Genomic DNA, 16,795 nt, shown 5'->3' with positions numbered 1-16,795 from the left:
GTCTTAGTTTGGTAAGCGTAATAGTTTTTGATCCTCTAAATAGCGTTTTAAAGCAATTTTTCCAGCGATTTCCGCTTCCTTATGGTGTTGTTCTTCCAAAAGGCTAGGTGAGTAGTAGTTTTTTACAAAGTGCGTATCAAAATTTCCACTTTTAAAGGCTTCATGCTCACATACAAAACGTCCGAAAGGTAAGGTCGTTTGCACACCTTTGATATGATAATTGTCAATTGCTTTTATCATTAGTTGTATAGCTTCAGAACGCGTTTTACCGTAGGTAATTAATTTGGAAAGCATTGGATCGTAATAAATAGGAATGTCCATGCCTTCTTCAAAACCATTATCGACACGAATATTTTCGCCAACTGGCAATTGATAGACCTCTAGATTACCGACACTAGGTAAGAAATCGTTCATAGGATCTTCAGCATAAACGCGAAGTTCTAAGGCATGACCATTGATTTTTAAATCCTCTTGTTTGATATCTAAGGCTTCACCACGAGCCACTTTTATTTGAAGCTCAACAAGATCGACACCTGAAATCCATTCAGAAACAGGATGCTCCACTTGTAAACGTGTATTCATTTCTAAGAAATAGAAATTAAGATCAGCATCCATTAAAAACTCAACAGTACCAGCACCTAAATAATCACAAGAACGTGCCACATTAATTGCTGCTTGTCCCATTTTTTCTCGCAGTTCTGGTGTTAAAATTACTGAAGGTGCTTCTTCGACTACTTTTTGATGACGACGTTGCACAGAGCATTCGCGTTCAAAAAAGTGAAGGATATTTCCATGACTATCTGCCATGACTTGAATTTCGATATGACGAGGAGAACTTACATATTTTTCAACAAATACTGAACCATCTCCAAAAGCAGAAGTCGCTTCACTAATAGCACGTTTCATTTGTTCTTCGACATCTTTTTCTTTTTCAACAACACGCATTCCTTTTCCACCACCACCTGCAGCCGCTTTAATTAAAATTGGAAACCCAATATCTTTAGCAATTTGAATGGCTTCTTTTGGATCTGTAATGGCATGATCTACGCCTGGAACCATCGGAATGTTATAATCTTTAACCGCATCTTTTGCGGCCAATTTGTCTCCCATCATTTTAATGGCTTTAGAACGCGGACCAATAAAAATAACATTATTGGCTTCACACAACTTTGCAAAATCTGCATTTTCACTAAGAAATCCGTAACCAGGATGAATACCATCTACATCTAAAGATTTTGCCACGTCTATAATTGTTTCCCCTTTCAAATACGATTGATTTGAAGGTGCAGGACCAATACAAACGGCTTCGTCTGCATATTTTACGTGAGGTGCATTTCTATCTGCTTCAGAAAAAACTGCAACAGTTTTTATACCCATTTTTTTTGCAGTTCGCATGACCCGAATAGCAATTTCTCCACGATTGGCAACTAATATTTTTTTCATAAATAGAGTTTGATTTATTCGAATTCGATTAAAAGAGAATTCTTATCAACAGTTTCGCCTTGTTTCACTTTAACAGATTTGATAATGCCTTCTCTTGGAGATGTAATTACATTTTCCATTTTCATGGCTTCCAAAATTAAAAGAGCATCATCTTCTTTTACCTCCTGACCTTCACTTACGCTGATTTCAAGTATAAGTCCAGGCATTGGAGCCTTAACTTCATTAACTTGTTTGGTTACACCAACTTCAAAGCCTAATGCTTCGATTAATTGATCTAAATCATCATTGATGTCAACTTCATAAATATTGTTATTGACCTTTATCGTATACTGCTTTTTATTGAAATTTGAGTTTAAAACTGAAGCTTTAGTCGAAATGTTATTCTGTAACACATGAAATTGATCTGTGTTGGTTTCAATAGCATCTAGTGTGTCTAAATCTTCTTGTGAAATGTCAAAACTATATGATTTATTGACTTTTATTTTATACATAAAATTGAAGTTTATAAGGTGTTGCAAAGTTTAAAAAAAACAACTTTTAAAAATATGAAAAATATCAGTTTCCATGGCTATTCTTTATAAAGATTTGAATTGAGAATTTTCCTGATGCTTTTTAATTGCTTTTCTTGATAATACAATACCTATGATTAGGGAAATAAAAGCACCAATCCAAATACCTGGTATAAAATCGATAAACAAAAAGAAATCATATGTGCCATGAAACAAAACAGCTAATGCTAGTCCATACAGGTTTAATTTAATTCGACTATTAGAAAACTTAGCTTTCCCCATAAAATAGCCCATTAATATACCGAAAGTTGCATGAGCAGGTACTGCAGTAAAAGCTCTTAAAACAGCAACTTGAGCGCCACCTTCAAGAACGTAGAACACATTTTCTGTAGCTGCAAAACCCATTGAGACCATTACAGCATAAACAATCCCATCAAAAGGTTCGTTAAATGCAAATCTAGGTTGTGCAAAATAACGTACAATGACATACTTGCTAAACTCTTCTATTAGAGCAACAACAAAAAACGCTTTGATAAATTGTTGTAGAACACTTGAGTCGTCTTTTAAGGGTAAAATTATATCAAATCCAAGGTACAGAATGGTTGTGATTATGATACTTACAATAGCTCCAAACACAAAACTTAAGAGCAACAATCCTTTAGGTTCTTTTTCATATTTATCTTTACAATAGATATAGACAATTATAATAAGAATGGGAGCAACTGCTAATAATACGTTATTCATACACGAAAATTAATGAAAATTATGGAGTTAGGTTTGCTTTTATAGCTTCAAAAACAAATTCGTAGTACTTGCGATTGCTAGACACAAAGTGGTTGTTGATTTCACTTGCATTCAAAAGAATTTTGAATTCTGAAAGACTTACAAATTTTAAGGCTTCAACTTCTTCCTTTTGCGGTGTTAAGTCATCAATATTGACATCAACTTTCGCTATAAAAGTATTATGAAGTTCATTATCGATAATGCCGTTAGCATAGGATTGAAAACATTCAAAAACGCCAATTTTTAGGAGTTGATTTTCAGACATATGGATGCCTATTTCTTCTTTAGCCTCTCTAATTGCAGCGTGTTCAACTCGTTCTCCAGCATCAACATGTCCAGCAACCGAAACATCCCAAAGTAAGGGACAAATAGCCTTTGAAGCTGCACGTTGTTGCAGTAAGATATTACCTTCTGAAGTATAAAACCAAACATGGGCTGTGTTGTGCAAATGACCTTTTGTATGAATTTCAGATTTGAGCACACTAACACCAGTTGGCTTTCCATTTTGGTCTACGATGTCAATGTTTTCTTCCAAAATTTAGAGGACAGATTTAATGCAATTTACCAAGGTGTCAAAATCCTGCTTAGTATTATATAAATGACAAGATAATCGGATGAATTTACCTCGAAAAGACACGAAAATATTTTCTTTTTGAAAGGCTGCTTTCAGTTTTTTAATATCAATAGTGTTGGGAAGTTTAGCTCCAAAAAGATGATGAGTACGATAAGATTCGTCTTCAATTTCACAACCAAAATTAGTAAGTTCTTTTGCAGCCTCAAAAGAAATAGATTTGCAATAGTCTTGTATGGCTTTAGGAGTCCAATTAATTACCTGTTTTAAGGCTTCAATTTGCATTTTCACATAAATGAAATTCCCACTTTCGCCCATGGCATATCGATTTGCAAAGGGTTTGTATTCGGATTGGTAATTCGTTAATTCTGCTAAGTTTTCACTATGTAATCGGTTTGACCAATTGTTTTCAATAGGTTCGCCATGGTCAAAATAACTTCCGTAATAAGCATATGCACAACCATAAGGACCAAATAACCATTTGTAGCCAGCGCAAATAAGAGCATCAGGTTGAATGTCTTTTATTGAAAAAGGGAAAGCACCAATTGTTTGGCTTCCATCAACAATTAGTAAAGCATTATGTTCTTTAGTTTTTTTTCTAAGGTCTTTTAAATCGAAAATCGTTCCGTTAGACCAATGAATATTTCCAAGTGCAACCACAGCAGTTTTTGAATTTATAGCATCTAAAAGATCAAGATTCCATTGCTTTGCATTGGATTGTTTTAAATTCGGACTTTTTATGGTTACAATTTTAGCATTATAACGTTCTGCAAGTTTTTTCCAAGAATAAATATTACTTGGAAATTGTTCTTCAATAACTAAAATCTCATCGTTAGGTTGAAGCCTAATATTGTTAGCCACTGTTGCAATGCCATAAGAAACAGATGGAATAGTTACAACACGTTCAGGCTCATCAGCATCAATAAGCTTTGCAAATAATGATTTTAGTTCAGTTACTGGATCAAAAAAATCTGAAATTGGAATAGTAAAAGGCTTACTTTTTTGAAGTACAGCATCTATTCCAGCTTGTTCAACAGCCTTAAAAGAAGGTGAGAGACTTGCTATATTCAAATAGGTAACCTCTTCAGGAATATCGAATAAATGTTTTTGATCCTGCATTATTATTTTTTTAGCCAAACCCAGCTTAGTTGGTTATTCAAAATAAGAGAATGTTTCACCTCCTTTGATGTTTAGTAATGTTTCATAAATCATTTTAATCACATTTTCTACATCATCACGATGTACCATTTCTACAGTGGTGTGCATATAACGCAATGGCAATGAAATTAGAGCAGAAGCAACACCTCCATTACTGTAGGCAAAAGCATCTGTATCTGTTCCTGTTGCTCTTGATAATGCAGAACGTTGAAACGGTATTTTTTTAGCTTCAGCAGTATCTGTAATTAAATCACGTAATTTTTGTTGTACAGCAGGTGCATACGCAACAACTGGACCTTTACCCATTTCTAAATGACCTTCTTTTTTCTTGTCAATCATAGGTGTAGTCGTATCATGAGTCACGTCAGTTACAATGGCTACATTTGGTTTAATAGTTTCGGTAATCATTTGGGCTCCACGTAAACCAATTTCCTCTTGTACTGAATTAGTTACATACAATCCGAAAGGCAGTTTCTTTTTGTTTTCCTTTAGTAATCGAGCAACTTCGGCTATCATAAATCCTCCCATTCTATTATCTAAAGCACGACATACAAATTTGTCCTTATTTAAAATGTGAAATTCATCTGGATAGGTAATTACACAACCAACATGTACACCAAGTTTTTCAACGTCTTCTTTTGTAGCACAACCACAATCGATAAAGATATTATCTGGTTTTGGTGGCTCTTCTTTGGCTTTACTTCTTGTATGAATTGCTGGCCAACCAAATACACCTTTTACAATGCCTTTTTTAGTATGGATATTTACAATTTTACTAGGTGCAATTTGATGGTCACTTCCACCATTTCTAATCACATATATTAATCCGTTATCTGAAATATAATTCACATACCATGAGATTTCATCAGCATGTCCTTCAATTACGACCTTGTATTTAGCTTTTGGATTGATCACTCCAACAGCAGTTCCGTAGGTATCTGTGATGAATTCATCTACATAAGGTTTTAAATAGTCCATCCAGATTTTTTGTCCGTCCCATTCATATCCTGTTGGTGCAGCATTGTTTAAATATTTTTCTAGGAAATCTATTGATTTTTTGTTGAGTATGTGTTTTGTAGCCATTTATAAAAATTTTGTACTAAATTAATAATATTAATAGGATTTTAAGGTTTAACACATTGTAAATATTTAATTTTGACTAAAGTTTAAAATCTGTTTTGGAATGGTTTTAGCTTAACATTCAATAATGAAATTAATAAAGTACATATTCCTTGTGTTTCCTGTCTTTGTTATGGCGCAAATTGAGCCCATACAACAAGACTCAACTGTTGTTGAATTTATTTTAATTGAAGGCGATTCAATTCCAAAAACAGCAATTGACCTGAATGAAGTTTTGCTATTGCAGAATTTGAAATTTGATTCCAAAGATGATCGAATTAAATACTTGATTTTAAAACGGAAAACTATAAAAGTATATCCTTATGCAAAGCTTGCTGCCGAACGACTAACATCTTTAAATGAGCGCCTAGCAACTTTAAAAAGGAAACGTGCAAAGAAGAAATATGCGAAATTGATTCAGAAATATATAGAAGAAGAATTTTCAGCAGAACTCAAAAAATTAACACGAACTGAAGGTCAGATATTAATAAAGCTTATACATCGACAAACTGGTAAAACAACTTTTGATCTCATAAAACAATTAAGGAATGGTTGGCGTGCTTTTTGGTTCAATACCACGGCAAGCATGTTTGATATTTCATTAAAACGTGAGTTTGATCCATTTAATATCAAAGAAGATTTCTTAATAGAAGACATTTTAGAACGTGCTTTTCAAGACGGAAAATTAAAGCGACAAGATCCAGCTTTAGATTTTGATTATTATGATCTTTCTGATAAATGGCTTAAAAATAAAACTCCTGAAACGAAAGAATAATGCGCATACAAACAGCTTTTGAAGAACGACTTAATGCTTGGAGTCATGGTTTAGGAGCTGCTTTAGGTATTGTTGGACTTATACTATTAATCGTTTTTTTAAAGCAAGACACGCCTTATGCTTTATTTAGTGTTATTATTTACGGCGTTTCAATTATTATTTTGTTTTTGGCCTCCACTTTTTATCATGCCGTTAAAAGTGAGCGACGAAAACATTATTTTAGAATCGTAGACCACATTAGTATTTATTTTCTTATCGCAGGAACGTATACACCTGTTTTGCTTATAGTATTACCTGATAGTTTGGGTTGGGAATTGTTTTGGACCGTTTGGGGAATTGCAGCTTTTGGTGTGATTTTAAAACTATTTTTCACAGGTAAATTTGAAACATTCTCAACGCTTTTATATTTAGTTATGGGTTGGTTGATTGTGTTTGATTTTTCAACTCTAGCAGATCGCATGGCAACCAACGGATTACTATTTTTGTTTGCTGGAGGTTTATTTTATACGGTTGGAATAGTATTCTATGCGATTGAAAAAATCCCATTTAATCATGTGATTTGGCACTTTTTTGTTTTGGGAGGAGCCATTTGTCACTTTTTTATGGTGTATTATTACGTTATTTAGCAGCTACCTTTTTAAAGGTTAAAAGTGCATAAAGAGATACTAAAAACCAAGCACCTTCAAGAATAATAAAAGGTAGATAATCTAAAAGTATTGAAGCTAAACAAGCTAAAACGGCTCCAATTAAGTTCAATAATATAAACGAAATATCTTTATGATTTAGTGTACCTCGAACATTCAAAAAATAGGCGAGAAGGATTAGAAAAACACCAATAGAACCTATCCAATCTGCTGAATCCATAATCTTTTTATTTTAGTAGAAACGCTTTCAAATCATCGTAATTTGAAATCTTAGTAGCCACTTTTTCTTTATCCATAACCGCTTTTATTTGTGGCGGCAAGACAACTTTAGTTTTTATAATGTCTTCAACAACATCCAAGAATTTTGTTGGATGTGCAGTTTCTAAAAAGACACAATGCGAATTAGGATGTTTTTTCAAATGTGATTTGCAGCCTAAGTAACCAACAGCTCCATGAGGATCTGCAATGTAATTGTAAGTATTATAAATTTCTTCTAATGCAGTTTTAGTTTGGTCATCAGTAAAACTATAAGAGGATAAATTTTCTTTTAGTTTACTAAAGTTGTTGTTATAAATTTCTTGAATGCGAATAAAATTACTAGGATTTCCAACATCCATGGCATTACTAATGGTTTGCACTGAAGGTTTCGGATTGTAAGTTTCAGTCTTCAAATATTCAGTAACAACATTATTTGCATTGTTTGATGCCACAAAGTGATTAATTGGTAGTCCTAATTGTTGAGCCATCATTCCAGCACAAATATTCCCGAAGTTACCACTAGGAATAGAGAACACAATCTCATTGTGAGTGTTGTGTAATTGCTTATAGGCAAATATGAAGTAGAACATTTGTGGTAACCAACGAGCAACATTAATTGAGTTGGCAGAAGTTAATTGCATTTTGCTTGTCAAATCTTCATCTAAAAATGCCCGTTTTACCATATCTTGGCAATCGTCAAAAACGCCATCAACTTCTAGTGCTTTAATATTTTGACCAAGTGTAGTAAGTTGCTTTTCTTGAATGTCACTTACTTTTCCTGAAGGATATAAGATGACAACATTAACCCCTTTAACACCTAAAAAACCATTGGCAACTGCACCACCTGTATCTCCAGAGGTTGCAACTAAAACGGTAACTTCATTTGTGTTAGTCGCATTAAAATGACCTAGACATCTCGCCATAAATCGAGCACCAACATCTTTAAATGCCATTGTTGGTCCGTGAAATAATTCGAGTGTAGACATGTTTTTACCTAATTCAACAACAGGAAAATCAAAACACAAAGTGTCTTCAATGATATCTTTTAAAACGTCTTCAGGTATATCAGGACTTACAAACTGATTAATTGCTTGAAACGCGATTTCGCTATAGGATAAAGAATCAATATTATTAAAAAATGTAGCTGGTAAAGGATCTACTTGTTCTGGAAAATACAAGCCTTTATCTGGAGCTAACCCTTTTATAACAGCATCTTTAAAAGTTGAATGTGGAGCTTTTTTATTTAGACTAAAATAGATCATGATCGATTACAATATTTTTATGCCTTCGGTGTTAATTTTTGACAAATGAATTTCAAAATCAATTCCTGTTTGAGAATAAACATTCTGAATGGCATCTTTAACTTTTTTAGCAATGACTTCCCCTTTGCATAAACTGAAAACTGAAGGGCCAGAACCTGAAATACCACAACCTAAAGCACCATGTTTTAGTGCAGTTTGTTTCACCTTTTCAAAATGCGGAATTAACTTGCTTCGATGCGGTTCAACGATAACATCTTCTAGGCTTGCACTAAGCAAACTATAATCTTCAGTATGCAATGCATGCACAAGACTACCAACATTTGACCATTGCGTGATTGCATTTTTTAATGGGACTTCTTGAGGTAAAATCGCTCTAGATTCTGAAGTTTTAATTTCTATTTGTGGATGAATAACAACGGCAAACAGTTCGTTTGGAGTTGGTAATTGTAAAACTTTCAAGGGTGCTAAACTTTTCACTAATGTAAAGCCACCAAATAAAGCAGGAGCAAGGTTATCTGCGTGTTCACAGTGACTAGCTAAAGCTTCGCCTTTCATGGCAAAGTTTGTAAGTTGAGTCTTGTTGTATGGTCTTCCCAGTAGTTCATTCATTGCAAAAACACTTCCAGCTGCACTTGCAGAACTACTTCCAATGCCACTTCCTGGTTTAATTTTTTTATAGATTTCTATATCAAAACCAAAGTCTGGATTTGCATCGTTGTATAGAGCAAGAGCCGAAACACCAGCGACATTATTTTCAGTTTCAAAGGGCAATTTATAACCATCAATTTTTGAAATGGTTATTCCTTTTTGAGATGTTTTTTTAATAATCATTTCATCTCCTATGGTATCTAAACAAAAACCAAGAACATCAAAGCCGCAGGACACATTTGCTACAGTTGCAGGAGAGAAAATTTTTATCTGATCCATTTATTTATTTCCTATTTTAATAATGTCAGCAAATAATCCAGATGCAGTTACATCTGCACCAGCACCAGCGCCTTTAACGATCAATGGTTGTTCAGGGTATCGCTCTGAATAGAACATGACAATATTATCTTTTCCTTCTAAATTATAAAACGGATGACCTTCAGGAATTTCCCTTAAACCAACTTTTGCTTTCCCATTTTTGTATTCAGCCACATACTTTAACTGACAGTTTTTCGCTTTTGCAGAAGCATATAGTTTTTGAAAATGAGCTTCGTCAGTTTTAAGAGATTTGTAAAAATCATCTACAGATTTACTGGCAAGATTTGCCTCAGTCAAAAAGGACTGGTTATCGATGTCTTCGATTTCCATTAAGCCTCCATTTTCTCTAGCTAGAATTAATACTTTTCTTGCTACATCAATACCACTCAAGTCTATTCTAGGATCTGGCTCTGTATAGCCTTCAAATTGAGCACGTTTAACGGTGTCATGAAAATTTGTTCGATCACTAAAATTATTAAAAACAAAATTTAAACTTCCAGATAAAACAGCTTGGATGCTTGTTACTTTATCACCCGAAGCTATTAAATTATTAAGTGTATTTATTATTGGCAAACCAGCACCAACATTCGTTTCATATAAAAAAGGAGTATTATAACTTAATGATAATTCTTGAAGCTTTTTATAGTTTTCATAAGTTCCAGAACAGGCTATTTTATTACAAGCTACAACAGCAATACTTTGCTTTAAATAGTCATCATACCAGGTTGAAACACTTTCATTAGCAGTTATATCAACAAAAATACTATTGCGAAGATTCATTTCTACAGTCTTATTAAAAAAACCTTGTAAGCTCGATTTATCTGCATAATGAAATTGCGAGGCCCAATCATTAAGATTTATACCATCTTCATTGAAAATCATCTTTTTAGAGTTCGCCATTCCTATAATACGAACATCAATTTTTAATTTTTTCTTGAGGAAACTATACTGTTGTGTTATTTGGTCTATAAGTTTTTCTCCAACATTTCCAATGCCGATGATAAACACATTGAGTTGTTTCGTTTTAACTTCAAAAAAGCGTTCATGTAATACATTGAGTGCTTTTTTTACGTCATTTTTATCAATAACCGCTGAAATATTTCTTTCCGATGCGCCTTGAGCAATGGCTCTAATATTAATATTGTTTTTACCAAGTGTGCTAAACATTTTTCCACTTATACCTTGAAAACTCTTCATATTGTCACCAATAAGCGCAATAATTGAAAGTCCATCTTCAACAAGTATTGGATCTATTTTGTGTAAAGAGATTTCATTTTCAAAAGCGGAATCAATAGCCGTTTTCGCAGTTTCTGCATCATTAACATCTATTCCGAAACAAATAGAATGTTCAGAAGATGCTTGGGTGATAAAAATGATATTGATTTTTTCTTGAGCAAGTGTTTCGAACAAACGTTTTGAAAACCCAGGAATCCCAACCATACCACTTCCTTGTAATGTAAGTAAGGCAATATCATTAATATTTGTAATGCCTTTAACAGGAGAGATGCTAGGCATTTCAGTATCAGAAGAAATTACAGTCCCATTTTCTTCAGGCTTTAAAGTATTCTTAATATGAATTGGGATATTTAAATCTAACACAGGTTGAACCGTAGGAGGGTATAATACTTTTGCTCCAAAATGAGAAAGCTCCATGGCTTCTTGATATGACAATTGTTTTATTGGATAGGCATGTTTTACAAGTTTAGGATTTGCCGTATACATTCCGCTAACATCTGTCCATATGTCTAACTGTTTCACTTTTAAAGCAGCTGCTACAATTGCAGCAGTAAAATCTGATCCTCCTCGACCTAAAGTTGTAATTTCTCCAAGACTAGATTTTGACACAAATCCTGGAATAATGGTGATGTCTTGATTTACAGAATTAAAATAAGTTTTGATATTCGCATTAGTTTCATTGTAAAGAACGTCGGCTTTAGTGAAATTTGAATTGGTAACAACCAATTCTTGAGAATTTTTACATTCAGCGAACATACCTCGAGACTTCATAGTTTCGGCAATTATAAAAGATGATAGTAATTCGCCAAAACTCACTAATTTATCAGATGTTTTTGGAGATAATTCATTTATTAAAGCCAAGCCATCTAAGAGGTTTTTAAGTTCTTGGAGTTTTGTTTCTACATATTTTACAACCTCTTTGTTTTTCTTAGGAATAAGCGTTTCAATAAGTTTTAAATGACTCCGTTGAATAGCATTAAATGCATCTTTATATTCGTTATTTTTTGCCTGTGCAAGTCGACCAGCATTTAACAATTTATCTGTTATTCCACCAATCGCTGAAACGACACAAATAACCTTACCAGTTTTAGATTGATTTTCTAAAATTGCAATAACCTGGTTGATATTATTTGCAGAGCCAACAGAAGTGCCTCCAAACTTTAAAACTTTCATTATTTTTGATTTACAACTTAATGTATAATGTTTTTATACTAAGTTCCAAAAGTATTACTTTTACTTTTAAATAAAACAGTACACGTGAAAATTTTCTCTAAGGAACAAATATATGAAGGTGATAGGTTAACTGCTGAAAAACAGAATATTACCTCGACAGAATTAATGGAACGCGCAGGAATCCAAATTTTTAATTGGTTGCACATTAGAATGCAAGGAGCTCAAGTTCCCATTCATGTGTTTTGTGGTATTGGTAATAATGGAGGTGATGGTTTAGTAGTCGCTAGACATTTAATTACACATGGTTATAATGTAAAAACTTATATTGTTAATTGTAGTGATAAACGATCAAAAGATTTTTTAGTCAATTATGATCGTATAAAGGAAACTACAAAAGAATGGCCAATAATGTTGACCTGCAAAGAAGAGTTTCCTCAAATTCACAAGGATGATATTATTATAGATGCTGTTTTCGGAATTGGTTTAAATCGTTCAGTAGATGAATGGGTAACTCAATTATTTATGCATTTTAGAACAAGTCAAGCATATACACTATCAATCGATATTCCTTCAGGTGCATTTACAGATAAGGTTGTAGATAATGAAAATAGTGTAGTTTGGTCAAATCACACGTTGAGTTTTCAATCTCCAAAATTGATTTTCTTTTTACCAGATACTGCTAAGTTTTCATTGCAATGGGAAGTTATAGATATAGGGATTGATAGGGAATTTTTATTCAAAACAAAAACAGACGCAATACTCATAGGTAAGCATGAAGTTTTACCAATGTATCAACCTCGAGAAAAATTCTCTCATAAAGGCTCTTATGGTCACGCTTTAATTATTGGTGGTAGTTATGGTAAAATTGGAGCAACACTTTTAGCAAGTAGAGCTGCATTGGCTTCAGGAGCTGGCTTGGTAACTGTATTTGTTCCAAAATGTGGTTATTCTATATTACAAACGGCATTACCAGAAGCGATGGTAATTACTGATAAAGATGACCATATTATTACAGATATTAATTTTGAAATTGAACCAAACGTTATAGGCTTAGGAATTGGACTTGGAACAGATGCCAAAACAATAACTGCATTAGAAAAATTCCTCAAGTCTAATAAAGCACCTTTAGTTATAGATGCTGATGGATTAAATATTTTGTCTAAGAAGAAGTCTTTATTAAAATTGTTGCCTAAGCAAACCGTTTTAACACCGCATCCAAAAGAGTTGGAACGTTTAATTGGTAAATGGAATGATGATTTCGATAAGCTACAAAAAGTGAAAGCCTTATCAAAAAAGTATGACATCATTTTAGTAATTAAAGGCGCAAATACTATCACTGTTTATAATGAAAACTATTACATTAACACTACTGGAAATCCAGGACTTGCAACTGCAGGAACTGGAGATGTATTAACAGGAATTTTAGCAGGAATGATCGCTCAAGGCTATGATGCCTTGCAAGCCACGTTATTTGGTGTTTATCTTCATGGACGCTCGGCAGATATTGCCATTGAAGATTTAGGCTATCAAAGTTTAATGGCTAGCCATGTTATTGAAGCCTTAGGTAAAGCTTATATTGATTTGTTTAAGCAACCTGAGCAACCTCAAGTTGAGCAAGAAGAAGAGAAAAAATAAAAATTTAATTATACAAAAAAAGCCACTTAAGAATGAGTGGCTTTTTTAAGGTAATGCGTTCTAACTATATTAGATACTAAGTTTTTCTTCTAAAATTTCTACTAGTTTTGGATTAGATGGTCTTGGTGCATCTGGACTAACAATGTTTCCGTTTGGATCTATAAGAATAAAACGAGGAATACCATTCACCTTATAATTTTTTACAAAATCAGATTGCCAAGCATTATCAGAAAACAATTGAATACCACCTAGTTGTTTATCTTTAACCATGTTTTTCCATGATTCAAAGGCTTTCTCTTTAGTTCCACTTCGTCTTTCATCATCCACAGAGATGCTTACAAATTCTATATTTTTTCCATGAAATTGTTCTTCTACTTTCTTAAGAGAAGGAATTTCACGTTTGCAAGGTCCACACCAAGTAGCCCAAATATCAACATAAACATATTTGCCTTTTAAATCTGAAAGCGAAGTTGTACCTCCTGCATAATTGATATAATTATCAAAAGTTGGAGAAGGCGATCCTTCAGGAAGAGCACTACGTAGAGCGATTTTTCCAGACAAATAACTTTTTAAGGATTTAATAGTGCCTTCCATATTAGCTTGTCCATTCGCTTTATGCAAAGAATCTAATCCTTTATAATTTGCTTCTAATTTCTGAAATCCAGCCTTATATTCAGTTACAGCTTTTTCTAAACTTGCAGCATTAGGATTTGCAAATAAGTCATCGGTAAAATAAGTATCTGACAACAAATAAGATTGAATCCCATAATTATTAATGTCAGATCCATCTCCTTTATATACTAAGGTTTTATCAAAATCATTATAATCAGTTTCAAAAGACGCTTCAAATCCATTCTTTAAATATATAGATCCAAGTTCATCTCCATGTTTCATTGAATAATCTCCTTCAGCTACTTTTAGAGTGTCGCTAAACGTACCATCATCATTAACGGTAATCACTTTTTCAAACTCTTTGTCTTTATATACTTTTAACGTTTTACTTTCATGAGCGTTTAAAATTTTCCCACTAAGGGTAACATAATCTTTAGGTTCTTCTTGACATGCTACTATTGATAATGCGCATAATACTACAAGTATTCTTTTCATTTGATATGATTTTAGTTTCTTCAAAAATAATAGATTATAAGTGTTTTGTTTACATTTTATAAATTATTAACATTTGTTGCATACTATTTATGTATTGTTGATTTTTGAAAAAACAAATCAATTATAATGAATACTGTGCATAAAATTTCTTCTGAAACATTAGATCTTACTACCCTTAATGATATTGTTTTTCAGCAAAAAAAAATAGAATTATCTACTGATGCCATTAATAAAATATTAAGGTGTAGGGACTATCTAAATGTAAAAATGCAAGAAGAAGACAAGCCTATTTATGGTATTAATACTGGATTTGGGTCGTTGTGTAATGTGAAAATTTCAAAAGATAAATTAACCCAATTACAAGAAAACCTTGTCATGTCTCATGCCTGTGGAATTGGAGATTTAGTTCCGAAGGAGGTCGTTAAATTAATGTTGTTTTTAAAAATACAATCACTTAGCTATGGTCATAGTGGTGTGCAATTAACGACTGTTGAACGTTTAATCTTCTTTTTTAACAACGATATTTTGCCATTAGTTTATACTCAAGGTTCGTTAGGAGCATCTGGCGATTTAGCACCATTAGCTCATTTATCTTTACCTATAATTGGTAAAGGTGAAGTCTATTATAATAATGAAATTTGTAATGCTGAATCTGTTCTGAACGAATTACAACTGCAGCCAATCAAGTTACAATCTAAGGAAGGTTTGGCTTTGTTAAACGGAACACAGTTTATGAGTGCTTATGGAATTCACCTATTATTAAAATCCTATAAGTTGTCTTATATGGCAGATTTAATATCTAGTATTTCTATTGATGCATTCGATGGTAGAATTGAACCGTTTGATGAATTAGTACATTTAGTTAGACCTCATAACGGACAGCTTAAAACTGCTGAGCGCATCAGAGAATTTCTAGAAGGTAGTGAAATGATTCGTCAAGAAAAAACAGAAGTTCAAGACCCCTATTCCTTTAGATGTATTCCTCAGGTTCACGGAGCAACAAAAGACACATTGGCATTTGTAGAACGAACTTTTAAAACTGAAATTAATTCAGTAACCGATAATCCAAATGTATTTGTTGGTGAAGATAAAATCATCTCAGGCGGAAACTTTCATGGACAACCCTTGGCATTAGCATTAGACTATTTAAAAATAGCAATGGCAGAATTAGGAAATATTTCTGAACGAAGGATTTATCAGTTAGTATCTGGTCTAAGAGGTTTACCAACTTTTCTAGTAGATAATCCTGGTTTAAATTCAGGATTTATGATTCCACAGTATACAGCTGCCAGTATTGTTAGCGCAAATAAACAATTAGCTACACCTGCAAGTATAGACAGTATTGTATCTAGTAATGGTCAAGAAGATCATGTAAGTATGGGAGCAAATGCAGCAACACAAGCCTATACATTAGTGCACAATGTAGAACGTGTTTTGGCCATTGAATTATTTAATGCGTCTCAAGCCCTATACTTTCGAAGTCCAAAGTTGTCTTCTCCATTAATCAATTCTTTATTAAGAAGTTACAGGGAAGAAGTCCCATTTGTGAAAGAGGATAGTATTTTTCATGAAAATATTAAAACTTCAATACATTTTATCGAAGATTTTTGCATCGAAAATGAATTACTTTTCGACTAAATGCAAAAAAAAATGTTCAACTGTTTAATCTGAAAAAAAACAACAAATTTATTTGGCAGTCAATATATTATCCTCTACTTTTGAAAGTAAGTTAAGGTGAATTGTATTCATTTTGACGCCACAGAAAATAGTATTATAGCAATTATTTTTTGTGTTCTTACCTTAAAATTGTTTGATAGCACAACAATTGATTATTAGCATTTATTACAGTTAGAGTTTTACTATTCTAACGGAATATTCTGTTTTTTCAGAATGTTTTACTGAGTTTAAGCTTATTCGCAAATTTTGTATTTGCGGTTTTGCTGACAATATTAGTATTGTCAATATAAATGTTAAGATAATTTTAATTTAAAACCAAATGTTATGTTTATGAGCAATTTTACCCGAAGCGGTAGTCGCGCCTCAATCTGGCAGTCTATCACAAATTTATCGTGTTGTAGCATTGATCTTATTACCAAACAAAGTAGCAGTATGAAGGCTTTAGTCTTTATGATGCTTTTTGCGTTTAGTATAGGAAC

The 16,795-nt window shown here is 33.0% G+C and carries 15 protein-coding genes; 4 read left to right on the top strand and 11 right to left on the bottom strand.

Annotated elements, in window-relative coordinates:
• Positions 1-3: 3 nt before the first annotated feature.
• The 6 genes from accC to VOI25_RS03835 all read right to left on the bottom strand — a co-directional run bounded on the left by accC (position 4) and on the right by VOI25_RS03835 (position 5,547).
• The gene (accC, locus tag VOI25_RS03860) at positions 4-1,443 is read right to left on the bottom strand and encodes an acetyl-CoA carboxylase biotin carboxylase subunit (RefSeq protein WP_323787653.1); all 1,440 of its coding nucleotides are present in this window, start codon (positions 1,441-1,443) and stop codon (positions 4-6) included.
• A 14-nt stretch (positions 1,444-1,457) separates the two neighbouring features.
• Positions 1,458-1,934, bottom strand: coding sequence for an acetyl-CoA carboxylase biotin carboxyl carrier protein subunit (locus VOI25_RS03855; protein ID WP_323787652.1), 477 nt, complete (start codon positions 1,932-1,934; stop codon positions 1,458-1,460).
• A gap of 84 nt (positions 1,935-2,018) precedes the next feature.
• Complete coding sequence (locus tag VOI25_RS03850) at positions 2,019-2,696, bottom strand: PrsW family intramembrane metalloprotease (protein ID WP_323787651.1); 678 nt, start codon at positions 2,694-2,696, stop codon at positions 2,019-2,021.
• Positions 2,697-2,715: 19 nt separating this feature from the next.
• Positions 2,716-3,270, bottom strand: a complete 555-nt coding sequence (locus tag VOI25_RS03845; protein WP_323787650.1) for an NUDIX hydrolase — start codon at positions 3,268-3,270, stop codon at positions 2,716-2,718.
• A gap of 3 nt (positions 3,271-3,273) precedes the next feature.
• Positions 3,274-4,425, bottom strand: a complete 1,152-nt coding sequence (locus tag VOI25_RS03840) for an aminotransferase class V-fold PLP-dependent enzyme (RefSeq protein ID WP_323787649.1) — start codon at positions 4,423-4,425, stop codon at positions 3,274-3,276.
• A gap of 33 nt (positions 4,426-4,458) precedes the next feature.
• Positions 4,459-5,547, bottom strand: a complete 1,089-nt coding sequence (locus VOI25_RS03835; protein WP_323787648.1) for a M42 family metallopeptidase — start codon at positions 5,545-5,547, stop codon at positions 4,459-4,461.
• A gap of 124 nt (positions 5,548-5,671) precedes the next feature.
• Between VOI25_RS03835 and VOI25_RS03830 the strand changes: the two genes are divergently transcribed.
• Positions 5,672-6,358: a DUF4294 domain-containing protein gene (locus VOI25_RS03830; protein ID WP_323787647.1), complete on the top strand. Its 687-nt coding sequence runs from the start codon at positions 5,672-5,674 to the stop codon at positions 6,356-6,358.
• Positions 6,358-6,984: a PAQR family membrane homeostasis protein TrhA gene (trhA, locus tag VOI25_RS03825; RefSeq protein ID WP_323787646.1), complete on the top strand. Its 627-nt coding sequence runs from the start codon at positions 6,358-6,360 to the stop codon at positions 6,982-6,984. Before VOI25_RS03830 ends, trhA begins: the two co-directional genes overlap by 1 nt.
• On the opposite strand, the gene VOI25_RS03820 is transcribed toward trhA, so the two are convergent.
• Genes VOI25_RS03820 through thrA form a run of 4 tightly spaced genes read right to left on the bottom strand, consistent with a single transcriptional unit; the run spans position 6,977 to position 11,897 of the window.
• Positions 6,977-7,222, bottom strand: a complete 246-nt coding sequence (locus VOI25_RS03820) for a CBU_0592 family membrane protein (RefSeq protein WP_323787644.1) — start codon at positions 7,220-7,222, stop codon at positions 6,977-6,979. The two genes, trhA and VOI25_RS03820, sit on opposite strands and share 8 nt — an antisense overlap.
• 7 nt (positions 7,223-7,229) lie before the next feature.
• Complete coding sequence (gene thrC / locus VOI25_RS03815; protein ID WP_323787643.1) at positions 7,230-8,522, bottom strand: threonine synthase; 1,293 nt, start codon at positions 8,520-8,522, stop codon at positions 7,230-7,232.
• 6 nt (positions 8,523-8,528) lie between these two features.
• Positions 8,529-9,449 carry a homoserine kinase gene (locus VOI25_RS03810; RefSeq protein ID WP_323787641.1) on the bottom strand — a complete coding sequence of 307 codons (921 nt, stop codon included), beginning with the start codon at positions 9,447-9,449 and terminating at the stop codon, positions 8,529-8,531.
• The gene (gene thrA, locus VOI25_RS03805; RefSeq protein ID WP_323787640.1) at positions 9,450-11,897 is read right to left on the bottom strand and encodes a bifunctional aspartate kinase/homoserine dehydrogenase I; all 2,448 of its coding nucleotides are present in this window, start codon (positions 11,895-11,897) and stop codon (positions 9,450-9,452) included.
• A gap of 84 nt (positions 11,898-11,981) precedes the next feature.
• Here thrA and VOI25_RS03800 point away from each other — a divergent pair, with 84 nt between their 5' ends.
• A complete protein-coding gene (locus VOI25_RS03800; protein ID WP_323787639.1) occupies positions 11,982-13,532 on the top strand; it encodes an NAD(P)H-hydrate dehydratase in 1,551 nt (516 codons plus the stop codon).
• Between the two features lie 69 nt (positions 13,533-13,601).
• Here VOI25_RS03800 and VOI25_RS03795 read toward each other — a convergent pair whose 3' ends face one another.
• Complete coding sequence (locus VOI25_RS03795) at positions 13,602-14,639, bottom strand: TlpA family protein disulfide reductase (RefSeq protein ID WP_323787638.1); 1,038 nt, start codon at positions 14,637-14,639, stop codon at positions 13,602-13,604.
• 126 nt (positions 14,640-14,765) lie between these two features.
• Here VOI25_RS03795 and hutH point away from each other — a divergent pair, with 126 nt between their 5' ends.
• Positions 14,766-16,277, top strand: coding sequence for a histidine ammonia-lyase (gene hutH, locus VOI25_RS03790; protein ID WP_323787637.1), 1,512 nt, complete (start codon positions 14,766-14,768; stop codon positions 16,275-16,277).
• Positions 16,278-16,795 lie beyond the last annotated feature (518 nt).

Origin of the sequence: Psychroserpens sp. (genome assembly GCF_034670085.1) — a bacterium.
GTDB lineage: Bacteria > Bacteroidota > Bacteroidia > Flavobacteriales > Flavobacteriaceae > Psychroserpens.
This window is presented reverse-complemented; position numbering and strand designations above follow the sequence as displayed.